We start from the raw sequence: 17054 nt of genomic DNA on the forward strand, positions 1-17054 counted from the left end.
CCCAGTACCGCACACCCGGTGCGGTGCGTCGTTTGGAGGAACCTACGAAAAAGGTACGCGCGGACCCCGCGGCTTTCAGCGGATCTGCCGTGGCCCGCGCCACGTCGCGGCGTGTGTACTCCGGAGACGCAGAGGACAGGCCAAGACACCGAAGGCACAGCGCGGAAGGGAAGACCATGGCGATCGTTCTGGGTGACAACCGCTACGGGAAGGCGGAGAACCGGCTCGTGCGCGTCGACCGCGACGGCGACGAGCACCGGATCACCGACCTCAACGTGAGCGTGTCGCTCTCCGGCGACATGAGCGACACCCACCTGACCGGGGCCAACGACAAGGTGCTGGCCACCGACACGCAGAAGAACACCGTGCACGCGTTCGCCCGGGACGGGATCGGGGAGATCGAGGACTACGCGTTGCGCCTGGCCCGTCACTTCGTGACGTCGCAGGAGAGCATCCACCGCGCGCGCGTCGAGGTCGAGTCCTACCCGTGGCAGCGGCTCCAGGTGGGCGGGCGGCCCGCGCACCACTCGTTCGCCCGTTCCGGCGGCGGCACCCGCACCACCACCGTGACCTTCGACGGCGAGCGCGCCTGGGTGCTCGGCGGGGTGCGCGACCTGACCGTGCTGAACTCCACCGGCTCCGAGTTCTGGGGCTTCCCGCGTGAGGAGTACACCACGCTGGCCGAGACCAAGGACCGGATCCTGGCCACGGCCGTGTCCGCCACCTGGCGCTTCACCGTCGACGAGGCCGACTGGACCCGCGCGTACGACACGGCGCTGGCTTCGCTGCTCGACGCGTTCGGAGGAACGTACAGCCTGTCGTTGCAGCAGACGCTGTACGCGATGGGCTCGCGTGTGCTGGAGACGGTGCCGGAGATCGCCGAGGTCCGGCTTTCGCTGCCGAACAAGCACCACTTCCTGACCGACCTCTCCCCGTTCGGCCTCGACAACCCCGGCGAGGTGTTCCACGCCGCCGACCGGCCCTACGGCCTGATCGAGGGCACCGTGCGGCGCGACGACGCGCCGCCGGCCGGCCCGGCCTGGAGCTGAGGCCGGAATGGACTTCCTGCGCCCCGCCTCGCTGGCCGAGGCCCTGGCGGCCAAGGCGGCGCACCCGGCCGCGGTGCCCGTCGCCGGTGGCACGGACGTGCTGGTGGAGATCAACTTCGACCACCGCCGCCCGGCCGCGCTGCTGGACCTGGGCCGCGTCGGCGAACTGCACGGGCACGACACCGTGGACGGCCGGATCCGGATCGCCGCGGCCACGCCCTACACCCGGATCATCGCCGAGCTGGGCGAGCGCCTGCCCGGGCTCGCCATGGCCGCCCGGACGGTGGGCTCGCCGCAGATCCGCAACCGCGGCAGCGTCGGGGGCAACCTCGGCGCGGCCTCGCCCGCCGGTGACTCGCACCCGGCCCTGCTCGCGACCGGCGCCGAGGTCGAGATCGCCTCCGTGCGCGGCACCCGCCGCGTCGAAGCGAAGGACTTCTACGTGGGCGTGAAGCGCAACGTCCTGGAACCGGACGAGCTGATCACCGCCGTCCACCTCGCCCCGGCCGCCGGGCCGCAGCAGTTCAGCAAGGTCGGCACCCGCAACGCGATGGTCATCGCCGTCTGCGCCTTCGGCCTGGCGCTGCACCCGGAGCGAGGCCGGGTCGGGACCGGGGTCGGCTCGGCCGCCCCGACCCCGCGCCGGGCCGTGGACGCCGAAGAGTTCATCGCCGGTGAGCTGGCGGCCGAGAACCAGTGGGAGCGGCCCCGGGCGCTGGCCGATTCGGTGAAGCGCCGGTTCGGCGAGCTGATCGCGCAGGCCGCGGCCCCGATCGACGACGTCCGCGGCAGCGCGGACTACCGCAGGCACGCGTTGTCCGTCCTCGCCCGGCGGACGCTGACCTGGGCCTGGACCGACTACTGCGACGGGAGGCGAGCCGAATGCGCGTGAACGTGGTGGTGAACGGCGAGCAGCGTCAGGCGGACAACGTCTGGGAAGGCGAGAGCCTGCTGTACGTGCTGCGCGAGCGGCTCGGCCTCGCCGGTTCGAAGAACGCGTGCGAACAGGGCGAATGCGGTTCCTGCACGGTGTACCTCGACGGGGTCCCGGTGTGCTCCTGCCTGGTCGCGGCCGGGCAGGCCGAGGGGCGCGAGGTCGCTACGGTGGAGGGGCTGGCCGACGGCGACCGGCTGGACCCGATCCAGGAGTCCTTCGTAGAGTGCGGAGCGGTCCAATGTGGCTTCTGCACCCCCGGTCTGCTGGTCACCGCGCACGACCTGGTCGCGCGCACCACCGACCCGAGCGACGCCGAGATCCGCGAGGCCCTCGCGGGTAACCTGTGCCGCTGCACCGGTTACGAGAAGATCCTCGACGCGGTGAGGCTCGCGGCGGCGCGGAAGGAAAACGCATGAGGACGGCTTACCGGTCCGAATCATCAGCACCAGGCCTGGCCACCGTGGCAGCACAGTCGCGGCTCGCCGCCTCCGTTGAGGTGGCCGCATGACGGCGGCAAAGGCACCGGCCCGGTCCCCTCAGGAGCTGGCCGGCACGGTCAGCGGCGGCATCGGCGCGAGCCCGCTGCGTCCGGACGGCACGCTCAAGGTGCGCGGCGAGTTCGCCTACTCCTCGGACCTGTGGCACGAGGACATGCTGTGGGGCGCGACGCTGCGCAGCCCGCACCCGCACGCCCGGATCGTGCGCCTCGACGTCTCCCGCGCCCTGGCCCAGCCCGGGGTGCACGCGGTGCTCACGCACGAGGACGTGCCCGGCGAGAACGTCTACGGCCTCAAGTACCAGGACACCCCCGCCCTGGCCGAGGACCTCGTGCGGTTCCAGGGCGAGCCGGTGGCGATCCTCGCGGCCGACCACCCGGAGATCGCCCGGCAGGCGCTCAAGCAGATCGAGGTGGAGTACGAGGTCCTGGAGCCGATCACCGACCCCGAGCGGGCCGCGCACGACACCAGCCTGCCGAAGCTGCACCCGGGCGGCAACCTGGTGCGCTACCAGCGGATCCTCAAGGGCGATCCGGACGCGGCGGCCGAGGTGGTGGTCTCCGGCGTCTACGAGATCGGCATGCAGGACCAGGCGTTCCTCGGCCCGGAGTCCGGGCTGGCCGTGCCCGACGAGGACGGCGGGGTCGACCTCTACCTCGCCACCCAGTGGCTGCACGTCGACCAGCGGCAGACGGCCAAGGCGCTCGGCCTGCCGCCGGAGAAGGTGCGGCTGACGCTGTCCGGCGTGGGTGGTGCGTTCGGCGGGCGGGAGGACCTGTCCATGCAGATCCACTCGTGCCTGCTGGCGCTTCGCACCGGGCGTCCGGTGAAGATGGTCTACAACCGTGAAGAGTCCTTCTTCGGCCACGTGCACCGTCACCCGGCGAAGATGTACTACGAGCACGGCGCGACGAAGGACGGTGACCTCGTGTACGTCCGTGCGCGCCTGTACTTCGACGGAGGCGCGTACGCGTCCAAGACCCCGGTAGTGGTCGGCAACGGCACGACGCTCAGCGTCGGCCCGTACAACGTGCCGAACGCGAAGATCGAAGGCTGGGGCGTGTACAGCAACAACCCGACGTGCGGCGCTATGCGCGGCCTGGGTGCGGTGCAGCCGACGTACGCGTACGAGTCGCAAATGGACAAGCTCGCCGCCGCGCTCGGGATGGACCCCGCGGACCTGCGGATCCGCAACGCCATGAGCGAGGGCTCCACCAACGTCACCGGGCAGCTCGTCGACTTCCCGGCGCCGGTGGGCGAGCTGGTCCAGCGGCTCAAGGACCTGCCGCTGCCACCCGAGCGCATCGGCGAAGCCGACATCCGCGACCTGCCCGGCGGGGCGTCCAACGTGACGCACGGCGAGGGCGTGGTCCGTGGCGTCGGCTACGGCGTGACCATCAAGAACATCTCCTACGCCGAGGGTCTCGACGACTATTCGACGGCCCGCGTGCGGCTGCAGGTCATCGGCGGCGAACCGGTCGCGATGGTGCACACCGCCGCGGCCGAGGTGGGCCAGGGCCTGGTCACCCTCCAGCAGCAGATCGCGCGCACGGAGCTGGGCGTGCCGCGGGTGACCGTGCTCCCGGCCGACACCAGCATCGGTGACGCGGGTTCCAGCTCGGCCTCGCGCCAGACGTACGTCACCGGTGGCGCGGTGCGCAACGCCTGCCGCGCGGTGGCCGAAGCCGTGTACGCGCTGGCCGAACGCCGGCTCGCCCGCCCGGCCTCCGGGATGTCCCTGGCCGGAGGCAAGATCGTCGCCGGCGACGGCGAGGTGCTCGCCGGGCTGGCCGAACTGCTGGGCGAGGAGGTCATCGAGCAGACCCGCGAGTACCACCACCGCCCGACCTTCCCGCTCGACCCGGAAACCGGCCAGGGCGACGCCCACGTGCAGTACGGCTTCTCGGCCCATCGTGCGGTGGTGGACGTGGATGTGGAGCTGGGTCTGGTGAAGGTGGTCGCGCTGGACTGCGCGCAGGACGTGGGCAAGGCGCTGAACCCCGATGCCGTGCTGGGCCAGATCCAGGGTGGTTCGGCGCAGGGGCTCGGGCTGGCGGTGATGGAGGAGATCCAGGTCGTCGACGGCCAGGTGCGCAATCCTTCGTTCACCGACTACCTGATCCCGACCGTGCTCGACATGCCGCCGATGCGGATCGACGTGCTGGAGCGCCCGGACCCGCATTCCCCGTACGGCGTGCGCGGGGTCGGGGAGCCGCCCACCATCTCCGCCACCCCGGCCATCGCCAACGCCATCCGCGCGGCCACCGGGCTCGAGCTGCCCCGCGTGCCGATCCGCCCCGAGCACATCACCGGTACCTGAAACCCTCCTGGGAGCTGAACGAAATGACCGTCACCACCGTGGCCGAGCTGGAACACGCCTGGCTGGCCGAGAGCGTCCGCATCGCCACCCGCAACGTCGCCGACGGCGGCGGGCCGTTCGGGGCGCTCATCGCCCAGGACGGCGAGATCATCGCCACCGGGGTCAACCAGGTCACGTCCGCTCTGGACCCGACCGCGCACGCCGAGGTCATCGCGATCCGCGCGGCCTGCCAGGCGCTGGGCCGGTTCAAGCTGACCGGCTGCGTGCTGGTCTCTTCGTGCGAGCCGTGCCCGATGTGCCTGGCCTCCGCGCTGTGGGCCCGGGTGGACCGCGTGGTCTACGCGGCCGACCGCCACGACGCGGCCAAGGCCGGGTTCGACGACCGCGCGTTCTACGAACTGTTCGAAAACGCCCGCGCGGAATGGGAAGTACCCGTCTCCCGGCTGTCCATGAAGAACGGCTTCGCCCCCTTCGACGCCTGGCTCGACCGGTCGGACCGGATCGACTACTGAGCTCGGTGCTGACCGGAGCACCACGAAAAACCGAAACGTCCCGCTCGCCCCCGCCCCGCGCCTGACCGGGGCGCGGGGGCGAGCACGCCCACCGGCAAGGGGAGGACGCATGACCCAGGTCCGCACCGAAGACGCTGTGAGCCCGGAGCAAGACCCGATCCGCAAGTCCGTCGCGGACCGGTTGTTCGACCTGACCGAACGGCGCACGAGCGTCGGCCGGGAGGTGCGCGGCGGGGTGACCACGTTCGTCGCCATGGCCTACATCGTGCTGCTCAACCCGCTCATCCTCGGCGCCTCCGCCGACATCACCGGCGCCAAGCTCAGCGCCGCCCAGGTCACCACCGCCACCGCGCTGGCCGCCGCGGTGATGACCGTCCTCATGGGACTGGTCGGCAACGCGCCGCTCGCGCTCGCCGCCGGGCTCGGCATCAACGGCATCGTGGCGTTCCAGATGGCGCCGTCGATGACCTGGGCCCAGGCCTTCGGGCTGGTGGTGCTGGAGGGCGTCTGCATCGTGGCGATGGCGGTCAGCGGGATCCGGGAACGCATCATGAACGCGATCCCGGCGCCGCTGAAGATGGCCATCACGGTCGGCATCGGGCTCTACATCGCCCTGGTCGGCCTGGTCAGCGCGGGCTTCGTGACCCGGGTCCCGGACGCGGCCGGCACCACCGTGCCGGTCCGGCTCGGCCTCGACGGGCACCTCGACGGCTGGCCGATCGCGGTGTTCTGCTTCGGCCTGCTGCTGATGACCGTGCTGACCTCGCGCAAGGTGCCCGGTGCGGTGCTGATCAGCATCGCGGTGTCCACCGTGGCCGCCGTGGTGCTGCACGACGGCTTCGGCGTCGGCAACTGGGGACTGACCACCCCGACCCTGCCCAGCCACGTGGTGGCGGCCCCGGACTTCGGGCTGCTCGGGCACGTGGACCTGTTCGGCGGCTTCGCCTCGGCGGGCGCGCTGACCGCGACGATCTTCCTGTTCACCCTGGTGCTCTCGGGCTTCTTCGACGCGATGGGCACGATCACCAGCGTCTCGGCCGAGGCCGGGCTGTCGAAGGACGGCCGGGTGCCGAAGATGGGCCGCATCCTGCTGGTCGACGGCGCGGGCGCGATCGCGGGCGGGCTGTCCGGCGCCTCGCCGAACACCGTGTTCCTGGAATCCGCGGCCGGCGTCGGGGAGGGCGCGCGGACCGGGCTGGCCAGCGTGGTCACCGGCCTGCTGTTCGCCGCGACGCTGCTGTTCACCCCGATCGCGGGCATCGTGCCGGCGCAGGCGGCCGCGCCCGCGCTGGTGGTGATCGGCGGGATGATGGTGGCCCAGTGCCGCTCCATCCCCTGGCAGGACCCGGACTACACGATCCCGGTCTTCCTCACCGCGGCGCTGATCCCCTTCACCTACTCGATCACCAACGGCGTCGGCGCGGGCCTGATCGCGTACGTGCTGATCAAGACCAGCAAGGGCAAGTGGCGCGAGGCGGGCTGGATCCTCACCGTGCTGGCGCTGGTGTTCACCGTCTACTTCGGAATCGACGTCGTCAAGGCGATCCTCTAGGAAGGACCTCCCGTGGCCCTGATCTTCCTCAACGGCGGCGCCATGCGCGGTGAGCCGCTGCACCACCTGCTCGACGGCGCGCCGCTGGTCACCGCGACGACCACGGCGCCCAAGTACCGCTTCTACTCCGTCGGCGGACAGTGCCCGGCGCTGGTCCCGGTGGCCCACGGCGGCGCGCCGGTGAGCGGCGAGGTCTACGACGTGCCACTGGACGCGCTGCGCGACCGGGTGCTGCCGGCGGAGCCGCCGGAGCTGGAGCTGGGGGTGATCGAGCTGGCGGACGGCAGTTCGGCGTTCGCGATGCTGCTGCGCCGGCCCCAGACCTCGCACGTGCAGTTGCGGGACATCACGGAGATCGGCGACTGGCGGGCCTACCGGGCCGGAGCCGAGGCGGCGTGACGGTGCTGGTGGCCCCGGACAAGTTCAAGGGCTCGCTGACCGCGGCCGAGGTCGCGGCGGTGGTGGCCGAGGGCTTCGCGGCGGTCTCGCCGGAACCGGTTCGGCAGTTGCCGGTGGCCGACGGCGGCGACGGGACGGTCGAAGCCGCCGTCGCCGCCGGTTTCCGCCGGGTCCCGGCGCGGGTGCACGGCCCGACCGGGCGCCGGACCACGGCGTACTTCGCACTGCGGGGCGAAGTCGCCGTGGTGGAACTGGCGGAGGCGTCCGGCCTGCACCGGCTGCCCGGCGGCGTGCGGCAACCCCTGACGGCGTCCAGCACCGGCACCGGTGAGCTGATCGCCGCGGCGGTGGCGGCGGGCGCTTCGGAGGTGGTGCTCGGGGTCGGGGGCAGTGCCTGCACGGACGGCGGCGCCGGAATGCTGACGGCGCTGGGGGCCCGTCTGCTGGACGCTTCCGGCTCCCCGCTCCCGCCCGGCGGCGCCGCGCTGGCCTCGCTGTCCACGGTGGACTTCTCCGGGATGGTTCCGGTCACGATCTCCTTGGCCTCCGATGTGGACAACCCGCTGCTGGGCCCGACCGGCGCAGCGGCGGTGTACGGACCGCAGAAGGGCGCGTCGCCGCAGGACGTGGTGACGCTGGAACGCGGTTTGCGCCGGCTGGCCGAGGTGGTCGGCCCGGAGCTCGCCGAGTCGCCCGGAGCGGGCGCGGCCGGGGGCGTGGGCTTCGCGGCCCTGGCCGTGCTGGGCGCGCGGATGAGCCCGGGCAGCCGCCTGGTCCTGGAGCTGCTGGGGTTCGCCGACGCCGTCCGGGACGCCCGGCTGGTGGTCACGGGTGAGGGGTCACTGGACGAGCAGTCGTTGCGGGGCAAGGCCCCGGTGGGTGTCCTGCGCGCCGCCACCGCGTCCGGCGTCCCGGTGGTCGCGGTCGTGGGCCGGTGCCTGCTCCCACCCGAGCGGTGGCGGGCGGCGGGGTTCACGGCCGTCTACGCGCTGACCGAGGTGGAACCGGACGCGGATCGGTGCGTGGCTCAGGCCCGGTCCCTGCTGCGGCGACGGGCCGAGCAGTTGGCGCGGGAGCACCGGTCACACCCGTAGGAAAGCCGTCATACCGAGCGAATCGGACCCGATCGGCGGGGCGGCTTTGTTCGCTATATCCGATTTCGTGAGCCGCCGGCTGAAGTCCTGGTGAATTCCCGGTAGGTGGGTGGCTGCACCCCTCATTTGTTCACTTTCCGCACGCATAATTCGGATCCGGTAGTCCGAACGAGTGGCAGGAGTGTTCACGTGCCGGGGTCTGTGCGTGCCCGCTGGGTGGTGGCGGCCGTGGGGGTGGTGCTGGTCGCGGGGATCGTCGTCGCGGTCTGGCCGCAGCGGGCTCCGGCGCGGGACCCGGAGATCGCCATTTCCCGCTCCGCCTGCGGCCAGGGCTGGACCGACCCCCGGCCGGGGGCGCAGACCTTCACCCTCCGCAACACCGGTTCGGTGACCTCCGAGGTCGACCTGATCGACCCGGGCACCGGCGTGGTCTACGGCGAGGTGGAAGGGCTCGGGGCCGGGACCACCCGGCCCCTGCCGGTGACCCTGGGTAACGGACAGTACGCCTTTCGCTGCCTGCCGGATGACGCCCCGGCCATCATCGGCCCGGCGAGCACGGTCAGGGGCGGCGCCGAGCGCGGTCCCGGTGTCGCGGCGGTGACCACCGGCGACCTGCTCCAGCCGCTCAAGGCGTACCAGGCGCACGTGTCGCACGGGCTGGACCAGCTCGTCGCGGACCTCGCCCCGGTCGAGGACGCCGTGCACCGCGGCGACCGAGACGGCGCCGAAGCCGCCTGGCTCACCGCGCACCTGACCTACGAACGCCTCGGCGCCGCCTACGACGCGTTCGGCGATTCGGACGGCGCGCTCAACGGCACCACCGACGGCCTGCCCGGCGGCGTCACCGACCCGGGCTTCACCGGCTTCCACCGGCTCGAACACGGGCTCTGGCACGGTGAGGACCTCGGTGCCCTCGGCGCGGTCGCGGACCAGCTCGACCGCGACGCGCACACGCTGCGGGAGTCGTTCGCCCAGAGCCAGGTGGACCCCAACGACCTCGGCCTGCGCGCCCACGAGATCGTCGAGAACGCGTTGCAGTTCGAACTCACCGGCCGCACCGACTACGGCAGCGGCACGAACCTCGCCACCGCGCGCGCCAACCTCGACGGCGTCCAGGCCGTGCTCGACGTGCTGCGCCCGGTGCTCGCCCCGCGCTTCCCGCAGCTGCCCACCGTGGACCGCTGGATGAAGCGCACCGAGGCCGCCCTCGACGGCGCCCGCGGCGGGGACGGCCGCTGGACACCGGTCGGGCAGCTGAGCCCCCCGCAGCGCCGGAAGGTCAACGGTGAGGTCGCCGAGCTGACCGAGCAGCTCGCGCCGATCGCGGCCATCGCCGAACCGAGGAGAACTTCTTGAGCACCCAGTCCTCGCGCCGCAACTTCCTGCGCCGCACCGTCGTCGGGGCCGGGCTGACCGCCGTGGCCGGCGTCGGCGTGGGCGCTTCGGCGGCGGCCGGCCAGCGCGGCGAGAACGCCCAGGACGCCGACGCCGTCCCGTTCCACGGCCCGCACCAGTCCGCGATCCTGCGGCCGACGCCGGCGCAGAGCGTGGTCGCGTCGTTCGACGTGATCGCCGGGAACCGCGCGGAGCTGACCGAGCTGTTCCGGGAGATCACCGACCGCGCGCGGTTCCTGACCACGGGCGGGGCGCCGGCCGCGCTCGGCATCACCGCGCCGCCGGCCGACTCCGGGGTGCTCGGTCCCGTGGTGCCGCCGGGCCGCCTCGGCGTGGTGCTCGGCGCGGGCGCCTCACTGTTCGACGAGCGGTACGGGCTGGCCGCGCGGAAGCCGTCGAAGCTCAAGCCCATGACCATGTTCCCGAACGACGCGCTCGACGCGGCGCAGTGCCACGGCGACCTGTCGCTCACCCTCTCGGCCGAGTCCACCGACACCGTGCTGCACGCGTTGCGCGACATCACCCGCGCCACCCGCGGCGGCATGCAGCTTCGCTGGAAGATCAACGGGTTCAGCTCGCAGCCGCGCCCGTCCGGCACCCCGCGCAACCTGATGGGGTTCAAGGACGGCACCGCCAACCCGGCCGAGTCCGAAATGGACCGCCTGGTCTGGGTGTCCGGCGGCGGCGAGCCGGCGTGGACCGCCGGCGGCAGCTACCAGGTGGTGCGGCTGATCCGGATGCTGGTGGAGTTCTGGGACCGCGTCTCGCTGACCGAGCAGGAGAACATGTTCGGCCGCCGTCGCGACACCGGCGCCCCGCTCGACGGCGCGGACGAGCAGGACGTGCCGCGCTACGCCGAGGACCCCGTGGGCACCGTGATCCCGCTGACCAGCCACATCCGCAAGGCCAACCCGCGCACCCCGGAGACCGACGACAGCCGGATCCTGCGCCGCGCGGTGAACTACGACCGCGGCGTGGACTCCAACGGCAACCTGGACATGGGCCTGGTCTTCCTGTGCTACCAGCAGGACCTGGAGCGGCAGTTCGAGGCGGTCCAGCACCGGCTGGCGGACGAGCCGCTGGTCGACTACATCTCCCCGTTCGGCGGCGGCTACTTCTTCGCGCTGCCCGGCGTTACCGGTCCGGGCGACCACTTCGGCCGGGCGTTGCTCGCCTGAGCCGGACCCCAGTTCCCACCACGAGGTCACCGAAACCAGGAGGATTCCCCAGTGGACACAGGAATCGGCCGGCGTCGCCGCCGGTCGCGGCGGCTGCTCGGCGCCGGAGCGCTCGCTTCGGCGGCCGTGCTGGCGATCGTCACCGGCTCCGCGGCGACGACGGCGGAAGCGCAGCCGCTGCACCCGCGGCCCGCGTCGTGGCTGCCGACGCTCACCCCGATCAAGCACGTCGTGGTCATCTTCGGCGAGAACATCTCGTTCGACCACTACTTCGGCACCTACCCGAACGCGGCCGGCACCGACGGCACCCCGTTCCAGGCCGCCCGGCGCACCCCGCCGGTCAACGGCCTCGACCACCGGCTGCTGACCGACAACCCCAACGCCTACAACCCGCACCGCCTCGGCCCGGACCAGGCGCTGACCTGCGACCAGAACCACAACTACGGCGCCGAGCAGGCCGCGTTCAACGGCGGCCGGATGGACAAGTTCGTCGAGAAGACCGAGACGGACAAGTGCACCGGCCAGCCCGTGCTGTTCGGCGAGCCGGGCCTGGTGATGGACTACTACGACGGCAACACCGTCACCGGCATGTGGAACTACGCGCAGAACTACGCGCTCAGCGACAACTCGTTCAACACCGTGTTCGGCCCGTCCACCCCGGGCGCGATCAACCTGATCTCGGGCCAGACCCACGGGATGCAGGCGGTCGGCCCGGTCACCCACGAGCCGGTCACCGACTCCTACGTCACCCAGTCACCGGACGCCGACGGCGTCGGCACGGTGATCAACGACCCGGACCCGGCGTGGGACGACTGCTCCGACAAGAACCACACCGCCACCGACAACCTCGGGAAGATGCGGGGCCGCAACGTCGGTGACCTGCTCAACTCGCGGCACGTCACCTGGGGCTGGTTCCAGGGCGGCTTCAAGCCGACCGGTACCGCGAACGGCTACGCCCAGTGCGGCGCGAAGCACGCGAACGTGGGCGCGCAGTCCTCCGTGGACTACAGCCCGCACCACGAGCCGTTCCAGTACTACGCGTCCACGGCGAACCCGCACCACCTGCCGCCGTCCTCGGTGCAGGCGATCGGCCAGACCGACCGCGCGAACCACCAGTACGACGTCAGCGACTTCAACGACTCGCTCAAGGCCGGCTCGATGCCCGCGGTGAGCTTCCTCAAGGCGCCCGAGTACCAGGACGGCCACGCGGGCTACTCCGACCCGCTGGACGAGCAGCAGTTCGTGGTCGGCGAGATCAACCGGATCCAGCAGTCGCCGGACTGGCGCTCCACCGCCGTCGTGCTGGCCTACGACGACTCGGACGGCTGGTACGACCACGTCGGCGCGACGGTGGTGAACGGTTCCAAGGACGCTTCGCAGGACTCCTCGGTGTGCACCGGCAAGCCGACCACGCAGGGCGCGTACGCGGACCGCTGCGGTTACGGCCCGCGCCTGCCGCTGCTGGTCATCTCGCCCTACAGCAAGGTGAACTTCGTCGACCACACCCGCACCGACCAGACCTCGGTGCTGGGCTTCATCGAGGACAACTGGTTCACCGGCCGGGTGGGGGACTCCTCGTTCGACAGCCGGTCCGCCGGGCTGTGGAACATGTTCGACTTCTGGTGGCCGCGGGCGGGCAAGCTCCCGCTCGACCCGAAGACGGGTGCGCTCACCCACCGCTGAGGGGGCTGACCGAGCCGGCCGGAGGCCACCGGGCGATCCTGCCCGGTGGCCTCCGGTCCTTCCGGGAATCCGGTTGCGGACCGCCGCCGGGGCTGGTGTCATCCGCGCGTGACGACCTGGACCGAAACGCCACGGCTGCGGCTGCGCCCCTTCACCACCGCCGACACCGCCGATCTGGCCGCGCTGCACGGCGATCCGGAAGTGATGCGGTTCATCGACGACGGGCGCCCGGTGCCGCGGGCCGTGGTCGAGGGCTCGATCCTCCCGGGGTTCCTGGCCGAATACGAGGAACTGCCCGCGGCGCACGGTTGTTTCGCCGCGGAGGAGACCGCCACCGGCCGGTTCGCCGGCTGGTTCTCCGCCCGCCCCGCCGTCAGCGCCGGGTTGAGCGAGGGCACCGAAGTGGGCTACCGGCTCCGGCCGGCGGTGTGGGGACGGGGTTTCGCGACCGAGGGGCTGCGCGCGGTGGTCGAGCGCGTGTTCACCGGCGACGCGGGAGTGGAACGGCTCGTCGCCACCACGATGACCGTCAACCGGCGTTCGCGGCGGGTGCTGGAGAAGGCCGGGCTGCGGCACGTGCGCACGTTCTGGCTCGAATGGCCGGAATACCTCGAAGGCGCGGAACACGGGGATGTCGAGTACGCCCTGTCCCGGGAGGAATGGGCGTGTGACACAGCGCAACATTAGTCGACAGGATAGGGTTCGGCCAGGCACATCCTGTAGAAGGTGAAGGAACGACGAACCATGGCGCAGAAGGTTCACGTCGAGATGGTCGACGACATCGACGGCAGCATCGCCGAGCAGACCGTCCCGTTCAGTCTCGACGGCGTTAGTTACGAGATCGACCTGTCGGAGGACAACGCGGCCGCTCTTCGTGACGAGCTGGCCCGGTACGTGGCCGCCTCCCGCCGGATCGGCGGCCGCAAGGTCCGCCTGGCCGCGGGTCAGGCCCCGCGCCCGTCGTCGTCCTCGGCCGACCGCGAGCGCAACCGCCTGATGCGCGAGTGGGCCGAGGCCCACGGCTTCACGGTCTCCGACCGGGGCCGGCTGCCGGCCGAGATCGTCAAGGCCTACGAGGAGCGCGAGGACACCGCGGCGGTCGAAGACACCGCGGCGGTCGAGGAGGCCCCCGCCAAGCCCGCCCGCAAGCGAGCGCCGCGGAAGAAGGCGAACGCCTGAACCGTGGGGGAAAGGGGCCCGTCGCCAGCCGGTGACGAGCCCCTTTTCCGTTCCCGGACCCGGGCCGGGTCAGTTCTGGGCCGCCGGTGCCGGCCGGGGCGGGCGCAGTTCGTAGACGTCGCCGAGGCCGCCGCACCGCCCGCAGGCCTTCCGGTCCCGGTCGAGTCCCGACCCGTGGCACTCCGGGCAGGTTTTCGGCATGCTGACCCACTTTCGGTTCGTGGTCGCTGACCGCTGGAAGTGTTGCCGCCGGCGCTCGCCGACGGCAACGGCCCCGGCGGATTCGGGCAGCGGGACCGCCCGGCTGTCCCCCGGCTCCGGATCGCGGGGTTGCGGGTCTCGGGGTTACGGTTCGCGGGGTTGCGGATCGAGCCGGGCGTCGAGGTCGATCTTACCGCCCGCGGCGTCCAGGATGGCGCTGATCGCCTTGTCCTCCTGCAGGTGGCCGCCGTGCTGGTCGGCGTGGGCACGCATGAGGTTGCCGACGTGGCGCTCCGGGTTGGTCCAGTGCGGCCAGCGGCGGCGGGCGATGGTGGCGAGCCCGGCGAAGTCGGGGGTGCCCTCGGCCGCGGTGGCGTCGAGCAGCCAGTGCAGGTAGGTGCGCAGCACGGCGATCGGGAAGCTGCCCGGGTGGCTGAGCCCGCCGTGGCCGGGCACGAACGTGCGCACTCCGGGGAACATCTTGTCCATCCACTCCAGCGCGTCGAGCCAGCCCGGCACCGAGCCGTGCACCGCCATCGGCGTCGCGCCGACCGACAGCAGGTCGCCGGTGAAGAGGGTGCCGGTGCGGGGCTCGAACAACACCAGGTCACCGTCGGTGTGCGCGACGCCGGGGAAGGGCACGATCTCGACGACGACCCCGCCGAGGTTGATCTCCGCGGGCGCGGTGACCGCGTACACCGCCTCGGGGTCCGGCGCCTCGAGCGTGCCCCAGTCGCCGAAGTCGAACAAGTCCTCGTTCCGCTGCGCCCCGCCCCGCACGATCGGCACCGCGGCCGGCGCGGCCAGGATCCGCCCGCCGTTGCGCAGCGCGACGCCCGCGCCGTTGTGGTGCGTGCCGTGCCCGTGGGTGATCACCAGGGTGAGCGGCATCTCGACGGTGGAGTACTTGCGCACGTCCTTGACCAGGTCCAACGTGTCGCGCTCGGTCCCGCAGGTGTCGACCAGCAGGACCCCGTCACGGCCGCGGATCCACCCGCAGTTGGACACCAGCCAGTCGCTCGGACTGCGGACGTAGGCGACCACGCTCGGGTCGGAGTACCTGAGCGGGACGATGTTGCGCCTGATGGCGGGCATGGAATCCCCCTCGTGGGCCGTGCCGCCGTGATACCGGACCACCGCATGGTAGTGGATCACTGACCTTCGAATGGTATAGACCAAGTGGACCAATGTCGGCAGGTCGCGGGGTTGCCCTTCCGGTTGTCATCAGACCCGCCTGGCCTCCTCCCCACGTCACCGGTTCGGGAGGAGATTACCTCCGCAACGGCCTCGCTGCCCGGCCTCTCGGCTCGGGGATCCCCCGGCCTGGCCGGGGTCCTGGAGCTGGGCCGGCTCGTCGGCATATCAGTAATCGTACGATTACTGTAAGAAGTCGTTCAGGCGGCCGGCCTGATCAAGGGTTGTGGACGATGAGGGGCACCCTGATGTCCTCCGGTCCAAGGCACCGGAGCCGTCGAGCCGCTCGTGCGCGGTCTGGATCGGCCTGACCGCTCAGGTCTCGCCCAGCAGCAGTGCGCGAGTCCGGCCGAGGACGGCCCGATCGGCGAACGTGGCTCGCCAGGGCCGGGACAGGCGGTCGTTCTCGTAGCGGGGCACTACGTGCAGGTGGAGGTGGAAGACGTCCTGCCAGCCCAGCGCGCGGTTGGCCTGGAACAGAGTGAGCCCGGGCGGGTCCAGCCGCCGCCGCAGCAGGGCCGCGATGTGGTGGGCCGTGGTCATCACCGCGGCGGCCTCCACCGGCCCGATCTCCCAGATGTCCTCGGCGTGCCGTCGGGGAATCACCAGGGTGTGCCCCACCGTCACCGCCGTGTTGTCGAGGAACGCCACAGTTTCACGGTCTTCGTAGAGAATCTCGGCGTGGGCGGTCCCCCGGATGATCCGGCAGAACACACAGGGCCGCGAGGACGCGGGCGTGAGCGGCGCGGTCATCGGTTGTTCAGCAGGTCGGCGGTCAAAGCGGAGAGCGCGTGACTCGCACGGCTCACGCGGTAGCGCATCGCGTTCGCCCGGCCGGTGGTGCTCAGCCGGGACAGCAGCGAGCTGTCCTCGCGGAGTTCGCCGAGCAGGCGGCGGAGCCACTGCGGATCGCGGATGAAGTCGAGGGGTAGCGCCGTGTCTCCGAGCACTTCGCGGAGACCCGGTACCGGCTGGTAGGCCACGGGGAGACCGGCGGCCTGCGCTTCGACCGCGACGAGACCGAAGGCCTCGATGTCGGTGGACGGGACGACGAGGAGATCGTGGTTCCCGAACTCGGCCTGCAACTCGTGGCGGCTGAGCCAGCCCAGGTACCGCAGGCCGGGCTCCGCCCCCAGACGGTCGAATTCGTGCCGCGGCGCAGCGACGCTCAGCACGGTTCCGGGTGTTTCCGCGGCGGCCCCTCGCACGTGCGCGAAGCCTTTTTCCGCGGAGAGCCGCCCCGCGTAGAGGACTCGAAGAATACCGTCCGGGCGGAAGCCGGTCCGTGGCGAACCCGTGTCCACCAAACGGTCGGGAATGCCCCACGGAATGTGCTCGATGCGGTGTCGCCGGCCGCCCGCGAGGTCCCGCAGCCGGTCGGCCATGGCCATCGTGGGTACGACGACCGCGCCGACGGTCGCGAGAGCCTGCTGCAAGACCGCCCGCTGGGCTGGGACCCGGGTGGCGAAGATCAGGTCGGTGCCGTGCACGAGCGCCAGGGACGGGCGGTCGCCCCACTCGGTCAGCAGCGCCGGAGTGGCCCCGAACGCCAGATGCTGGAGGTGGAGCACATCGAAGTCGGCGACGGTGAACATCGAGGACAGCTGGGCCCGGAGACTGGCCACATATCGGGGAAACCGCAGGCCGGAAAGACATTTTCCCCGGCCGTCGAGCAGGTGCAGCCGGGCCTGGCCGGTGCTGGGGGCCGGCTGCCCGTCCGGCTTCAGCATGAAGACCTTGGTCTCGAACGGTCCTCCGTCACCCAGGTAGAGGTCGTGGACGAGTTCGACGCTGCCGCCGGCGCTGCCCCACGGCAGATCGAGCCCGGTGAGGACTCGAAGGGGCGTGGTTCCCTCCGCCACGG

The 17054-nt window shown here is 71.7% G+C and carries 16 protein-coding genes; 13 read left to right on the forward strand and 3 right to left on the reverse strand.

Going from position 1 to position 17054, the window contains the following annotated elements; translation table 11 throughout:
* Window positions 1–176 precede the first annotated feature (176 nt).
* The 13 genes from pucL (at window position 177) to NYF13_RS12825 (ending at window position 13795) form a co-directional block, all read left to right on the forward strand.
* A complete protein-coding gene (pucL, locus tag NYF13_RS12765; protein WP_315656510.1) occupies window positions 177–1049 on the forward strand; it encodes a factor-independent urate hydroxylase in 873 nt (290 codons plus the stop codon).
* A gap of 7 nt (window positions 1050–1056) precedes the next feature.
* Entirely contained in the window at window positions 1057–1941 is an 885-nt protein-coding gene (locus NYF13_RS12770) for an FAD binding domain-containing protein (protein WP_315656512.1), read from the forward strand.
* Entirely contained in the window at window positions 1932–2402 is a 471-nt protein-coding gene (locus NYF13_RS12775; protein ID WP_315656514.1) for a 2Fe-2S iron-sulfur cluster-binding protein, read from the forward strand. Before NYF13_RS12770 ends, NYF13_RS12775 begins: the two co-directional genes overlap by 10 nt.
* Window positions 2403–2490: 88 nt before the next feature.
* The gene (pucD, locus tag NYF13_RS12780; protein WP_315656516.1) at window positions 2491–4803 is read left to right on the forward strand and encodes a xanthine dehydrogenase subunit D; all 2313 of its coding nucleotides are present in this window, start codon (window positions 2491–2493) and stop codon (window positions 4801–4803) included.
* Window positions 4804–4826: 23 nt separating this feature from the next.
* Window positions 4827–5315, forward strand: a complete 489-nt coding sequence (locus tag NYF13_RS12785; RefSeq protein ID WP_315656517.1) for a nucleoside deaminase — start codon at window positions 4827–4829, stop codon at window positions 5313–5315.
* A gap of 109 nt (window positions 5316–5424) precedes the next feature.
* A complete protein-coding gene (locus NYF13_RS12790; RefSeq protein ID WP_315656518.1) occupies window positions 5425–6867 on the forward strand; it encodes an NCS2 family permease in 1443 nt (480 codons plus the stop codon).
* 12 nt (window positions 6868–6879) lie between these two features.
* Window positions 6880–7266, forward strand: a complete 387-nt coding sequence (locus NYF13_RS12795; protein WP_315656520.1) for a gamma-glutamylcyclotransferase — start codon at window positions 6880–6882, stop codon at window positions 7264–7266.
* On the forward strand, window positions 7263–8360 hold the full coding sequence (locus NYF13_RS12800) for a glycerate kinase (RefSeq protein ID WP_315656522.1): 1098 nt from the start codon (window positions 7263–7265) through the stop codon (window positions 8358–8360). Before NYF13_RS12795 ends, NYF13_RS12800 begins: the two co-directional genes overlap by 4 nt.
* Before the next feature lie 189 nt (window positions 8361–8549).
* Window positions 8550–9716 carry an EfeM/EfeO family lipoprotein gene (locus NYF13_RS12805; protein ID WP_315656524.1) on the forward strand — a complete coding sequence of 389 codons (1167 nt, stop codon included), beginning with the start codon at window positions 8550–8552 and terminating at the stop codon, window positions 9714–9716.
* The gene (gene efeB, locus NYF13_RS12810) at window positions 9713–10933 is read left to right on the forward strand and encodes an iron uptake transporter deferrochelatase/peroxidase subunit (RefSeq protein ID WP_315656525.1); all 1221 of its coding nucleotides are present in this window, start codon (window positions 9713–9715) and stop codon (window positions 10931–10933) included. The genes NYF13_RS12805 and efeB overlap by 4 nt, the downstream gene beginning before the upstream one ends.
* Window positions 10934–10984: 51 nt before the next feature.
* Window positions 10985–12616, forward strand: coding sequence for an alkaline phosphatase family protein (locus tag NYF13_RS12815; RefSeq protein WP_315656526.1), 1632 nt, complete (start codon window positions 10985–10987; stop codon window positions 12614–12616).
* 108 nt (window positions 12617–12724) lie between these two features.
* Window positions 12725–13303: a GNAT family N-acetyltransferase gene (locus tag NYF13_RS12820; protein WP_315656527.1), complete on the forward strand. Its 579-nt coding sequence runs from the start codon at window positions 12725–12727 to the stop codon at window positions 13301–13303.
* Between the two features lie 57 nt (window positions 13304–13360).
* Entirely contained in the window at window positions 13361–13795 is a 435-nt protein-coding gene (locus NYF13_RS12825) for an Lsr2 family protein (protein ID WP_315656528.1), read from the forward strand.
* Window positions 13796–14140: 345 nt separating this feature from the next.
* Here NYF13_RS12825 and NYF13_RS12830 read toward each other — a convergent pair whose 3' ends face one another.
* From NYF13_RS12830 to NYF13_RS12840, 3 genes are all read right to left on the reverse strand, one after another.
* Window positions 14141–15091, reverse strand: a complete 951-nt coding sequence (locus tag NYF13_RS12830; protein ID WP_315656529.1) for an MBL fold metallo-hydrolase — start codon at window positions 15089–15091, stop codon at window positions 14141–14143.
* Between the two features lie 414 nt (window positions 15092–15505).
* Window positions 15506–15943: an HIT domain-containing protein gene (locus NYF13_RS12835; protein ID WP_315656530.1), complete on the reverse strand. Its 438-nt coding sequence runs from the start codon at window positions 15941–15943 to the stop codon at window positions 15506–15508.
* Complete coding sequence (locus NYF13_RS12840; protein WP_315656531.1) at window positions 15940–17052, reverse strand: glycosyltransferase family 4 protein; 1113 nt, start codon at window positions 17050–17052, stop codon at window positions 15940–15942. The genes NYF13_RS12835 and NYF13_RS12840 overlap by 4 nt, the downstream gene beginning before the upstream one ends.
* Between the last annotated feature and the right edge of the window lie 2 nt (window positions 17053–17054).

This window comes from Amycolatopsis sp. PS_44_ISF1 (genome assembly GCF_032335455.1).
In the GTDB taxonomy this organism is placed as follows: Bacteria; Actinomycetota; Actinomycetes; order Mycobacteriales; family Pseudonocardiaceae; genus Amycolatopsis.

Bases quoted from the DNA above. Each gene is read 5' to 3' on its own strand.
- NYF13_RS12785 (WP_315656517.1), top strand. From the start codon at position 4,827: ATGACCGTCACCACCGTGGCCGAGCTGGAACACGCCTGGCTGGCCGAG.
- NYF13_RS12825 (WP_315656528.1), top strand. From the start codon at position 13,361: ATGGCGCAGAAGGTTCACGTCGAGATGGTCGACGACATCGACGGCAGC.
- NYF13_RS12775 (WP_315656514.1), top strand. From the start codon at position 1,932: ATGCGCGTGAACGTGGTGGTGAACGGCGAGCAGCGTCAGGCGGACAAC.
- NYF13_RS12830 (WP_315656529.1), bottom strand. From the start codon at position 15,091: ATGCCCGCCATCAGGCGCAACATCGTCCCGCTCAGGTACTCCGACCCG.
- pucL (WP_315656510.1), top strand. From the start codon at position 177: ATGGCGATCGTTCTGGGTGACAACCGCTACGGGAAGGCGGAGAACCGG.
- NYF13_RS12790 (WP_315656518.1), top strand. From the start codon at position 5,425: ATGACCCAGGTCCGCACCGAAGACGCTGTGAGCCCGGAGCAAGACCCG.
- NYF13_RS12770 (WP_315656512.1), top strand. From the start codon at position 1,057: ATGGACTTCCTGCGCCCCGCCTCGCTGGCCGAGGCCCTGGCGGCCAAG.
- pucD (WP_315656516.1), top strand. From the start codon at position 2,491: ATGACGGCGGCAAAGGCACCGGCCCGGTCCCCTCAGGAGCTGGCCGGC.
- NYF13_RS12835 (WP_315656530.1), bottom strand. From the start codon at position 15,943: ATGACCGCGCCGCTCACGCCCGCGTCCTCGCGGCCCTGTGTGTTCTGC.